The 3923-nt window shown below is 76.9% G+C and carries 3 protein-coding genes and 1 pseudogene; all 4 read left to right on the forward strand.

Annotated features, from left to right (window positions below; genetic code table 11):
- Positions 1 to 87: 87 nt before the first annotated feature.
- Positions 88 to 219: pseudogene (locus ACWGL3_RS31460) on the forward strand (alpha/beta fold hydrolase); the annotation flags it as partial.
- 167 nt (positions 220 to 386) lie between these two features.
- Positions 387 to 1235 carry an alpha/beta fold hydrolase gene (locus ACWGL3_RS31465; protein ID WP_267947136.1) on the forward strand — a complete coding sequence of 283 codons (849 nt, stop codon included), beginning with the start codon at positions 387 to 389 and terminating at the stop codon, positions 1233 to 1235.
- Positions 1236 to 1543: 308 nt separating this feature from the next.
- Positions 1544 to 2854: an AGE family epimerase/isomerase gene (locus ACWGL3_RS31470; RefSeq protein ID WP_267947135.1), complete on the forward strand. Its 1311-nt coding sequence runs from the start codon at positions 1544 to 1546 to the stop codon at positions 2852 to 2854.
- Positions 2851 to 3858 (forward strand): carbohydrate kinase family protein, encoded by a 1008-nt coding sequence (locus ACWGL3_RS31475; RefSeq protein WP_267947134.1) that lies wholly within the window; start codon positions 2851 to 2853, stop codon positions 3856 to 3858. The genes ACWGL3_RS31470 and ACWGL3_RS31475 overlap by 4 nt, the downstream gene beginning before the upstream one ends.
- Positions 3859 to 3923: the final 65 nt, after the last annotated feature.

The following is a 3923-nucleotide window of genomic DNA, read 5'->3' on the forward strand; positions in this document are numbered from 1 at the left end:
CCCGTCCGCCCTGGGCAGGCGGACGCGGTGGACGGGCCCGCGTTCACGGAGTTCGGCGTAGACCGGGTACGGGTCGGCGGTGAACCTCTCACCGAGGACGTCCGCGCCCTCTGCGAACTGCACGGTTGGGAGCGCCCGCACCTGGCCGGGAACTCCCTCGGGGGATCGATCGCCCTGGAACTGGGGGCCGCCGTCGTCGAAGGGGACGCGGGTCCGGTCCCGTTCCCCGCCCATCCGACCGTCCGGCGCCCCGCCCCGGGCCCGGTGGTGTCGGGGCGGTCCGTCCCCGCCCCCCACGGCCCGCGCCGCGCAGGCGTCCGGCGCGCCCCTCCGGCGCCCCCCGGGCCCGGTGGTGGCGACGCGCCGGAGCGGGTAGACCGGACAGCATGGACCCGACACGCATCGCCTTCGAACGGCGCGGGCGCGGTCGCCCGCTGGTGCTGCTCCACGGCCTGGGCGACCGGCGCCAGAGCTGGAAGGTCGTCATGACCCGGCTCGCCCGGGACTACCAGGTCATCTGTGTGGACCTGCCCGGCTTCGGCTCGACCCCCGCGCCGGGGGCCGACGAGCCCTACGACGTCCTGAGCATGACCGAGGACGTCCGCGCCCTCTGCGAACTGCACGGTTGGGAGCGCCCGCACCTGGCCGGGAACTCCCTCGGGGGATCGATCGCCCTGGAACTGGGGGCCCGTGGGCTGGCGGGGTCGGTGACGGTGTTCTCCCCGGCAGGGTTCTCGGACAGCCTCGCCCGGTGGGGGATGCGCGCGGTAGGCGTCGCCGCCGACCTGGCGACCCGGATCCCGACGCCGGTCAAGGAGCGCCTCGCCAACACCGCGCCCGCCCGGGCCGCCGCGCGGATCGCCCTGCGGGGCGACCCCTCCTCGCCCGAGGCCAAGGCCACCCGCTTCAGTGTGCAGGGGCTCGAACCGGGAGCCCCCTACGTGCGGATGGTCCCGCGCATCGCCGAGTACCACTTCGAGGCGCGGCCCATCGACTGTCCCGTGACCATCGCCTGGGGGGACCGCGACCGGACCCTGCTGCCGTCCAGCGCGGTGCACGCCCACGAGCGGGTGCCGAACGCGCGCATGGTCTCCCTGATCGGCAGCGGGCACATCCCCATGGCCGACGACCCCGTCACGGTCGCCGAGCACATCCGCTGGACCTGCCGCTCAGCCGACCTGGGGGGCCGGCGGGCCGCCCGCGGGCGAGCCCTTCCGCCGTCCGCCGGCCGGTGAGCGGAGCCCCCGGCGGAGGGCGGTCCCGGGAGCCGGATCCGCCGTCCGCGCCGCCCGTCCGTCCGGCCCCGGCGGCAGCCGCCAGGGGGACCCCGCCCGTCCGGACGGAGCGCCCGGAGTCCCGCCCGTCCGGTCGGTCCCCGGCACACCGGACCCCGGGGGTACCGGGGGCCCGGCGCTCCGCGCGCGTTCGCGCCGGGGCCGTCCCGGCGGCGCGCGACCGGGGCCCGGTTCGCCGGGCCCTGGGCTACCGCCGCGTCGACCTCGCGGGATAGCGTGGTCCGGCGTACCGACGAGGAGGCAGTGGATTGACAGCATCGACACACCGTGCCCCGGGGCATCCCGAGTGGCTGCGGGAGGAGGAGCGGAGGCTGTGCGCCTTCGCCGCGGGCTCCGCGGTGCCCGACGGCTTCGGCTGGTTGGACGCGCGCGGCGGGGTGGAGCGGGACCGGCCGGTCGCCACCTGGATCACCGCGCGGATGACGCACGTGTTCTCCCTGGCCCACCTCCGCGGTGACGCGGACGCCGGCCGGCTCGCCGACCACGGGGTGGCCGCACTCGCGAACGGGCCGCTGCGCGACGGGGAGCTGGGCGGGTGGTTCGACCGGGTTCCGGAGGGGCGCCCTGCCGGGGACGCGTCCCGGGAGCGCTCCCACGCAGAGGGCGGGGAGCCGGGGGCCGACCTCCCGCGCAAGTCCGCCTACGAGCACGCGTTCGTGGTCCTGGCGGCCTCCACCGCCACCGCCGCGGGCCGCCCCGGCGCCCGCGACCTGCTCGACGAGGCGCTGCGGGTCATGGACGCCCGCTTCTGGGAGGAGTCGGCGGGGGCCGTCCGGGAGAGCTGGGACGCCGGGTGGAAGGCCACCGAGGAGTACCGGGGCGCCAACAGCAACATGCACTGCGTCGAGGCGTTCCTCGCCGCCGCCGACGCCACCGGCGACACCCTCTGGACGCGGCGCGCGCTCGCCGTCGCGGAGCGGCTGGTCCACGGTGTGGCCGCCGCCCACGACTGGCGCCTGCCCGAGCACTTCACCCCCGGCTGGGAGCCCGTCCCGGACTACAACCGGGACCGGCCGGACCACCCCTTCCGCCCCTTCGGGAGCACCACCGGCCACCTGCTCGAATGGGCGCGGCTGCTGGTCCACCTGGAGATCGCGCTCACCCGGGCGGGCGAGGACGTCCCCGACTGGCTGACCCCCGACGCCCGGAGCCTGTTCTCCCACGCCGTCCGGCGCGGGTGGGGGGTCGACGGCGAGGACGGTTTCGTCTACACCCTCGACTGGCAGGACGGCCCGGTCGTGCGCGAGCGCATGCACTGGGTGGTGGCCGAGGCGACGATGGCCGCCTGGGCGCTGGCCCGGCACACGGGCGACGGCGAGTACACCCTCCTCTACGACCGCTGGTGGGACTACGCAGCCAGGTTCCACCTGGACGGCGAGCACGGCAGCTGGCACCACGAACTCGATCCGGCCAACCGGCCGGCGGGAAGCGTCTGGGCGGGCAAGCCCGACGTCTACCACGCCTACCAGGCGACCCTTCTGCCCCAGATCGGGTTGTCGACCTCCCTCGCGGACGCGCTCCCCGCGACGTCCGCCCCGGCCCCCGGAGGAGACGAGTGACCGCGCGAAGCACGGACGGCACGAGGGCGTCGGGCGCACCCGCGCGCCTCGTCGTGATCGGTGAGAACGTCATGGACCTGCTGCCCACCGGCCACGGCGCCGGCGTGCTGCGTGCCTCACCGGGAGGGGGTCCCGCCAACACGGCCGTCGCGGCGGCCCGGCTCGGCACCCCGACCCGCCTGCTCGCCCGGATCGGCTCGGACGGCTTCGGCGCGATGATCCGTGAGCGGCTGCTCGGCGAGGGCCTGGACCCCGCCGGCCTCCTGGCGGCGGAGGAGCCGTCGGCCCTGGCCCTCGCCTCGCTCGGTCCGGACGGGTCGGCCCGCTACGACTTCCGCATGGACGACGCCGCCGACTGGCACTGGCGCGCGGGCGAACTCCCGGAGGAGCTGGAGCCGCAGGTGCGCGCCCTGCACGCCGCGTCGATCGCCCTGTTCCGCGAGCCGGGGGCCTCCCGGATCGAGTCGCTGCTGCGCCGCGAGCACGGGAGGGGGCGGGTGACGCTCACCCTGGACCCCAACATCCGGCCGGACGTCATCGGCGACCCGGCGACCGCGCGCGCCCTGGCCCTGCGGCACTGTGCGCAGGCGCACGTGGTCAAGGCCAGCGACGAGGACCTGGCGTTCCTGTACCCGGACCTGTCGCCGTCGCGGGCGGCCCTCGCCCTCGCCGCCCTCGGCCCGTCGCTGGTCGTGGCGACCCTCGGCGGCGAGGGGGCCCTCGCGGTCTCCCACGGTGTGGAGGCGGCGGTCGAGGCGCCCGAGGTCGAGGTGGTGGACACGGTCGGCGCGGGCGACTCGTTCATGGGAGCGCTGCTGACCTGGCTGGACCGCCGCGACCTGCTGGGCGACGGCCCCCGGGCCCGTCTGGCGGGGACGACCCGGGGGGACCTGGAGGAGATGCTGCGGTTCGCGGCGTCCGCCGCCGCGGTCACGGTGACCCGTGAGGGCGCCGACCCGCCGGTCCTCGCGGACCTGGCGGACCCCGCGGGGGACGCCGTCTGAACAGCGGGGCCGCCGGACGTCCGGCGGCCCCGCTGTTCAGACGGCGTCCCCCGCGGGGTCCGCCA

This window comes from Nocardiopsis sp. NPDC055824, assembly GCF_053616335.1.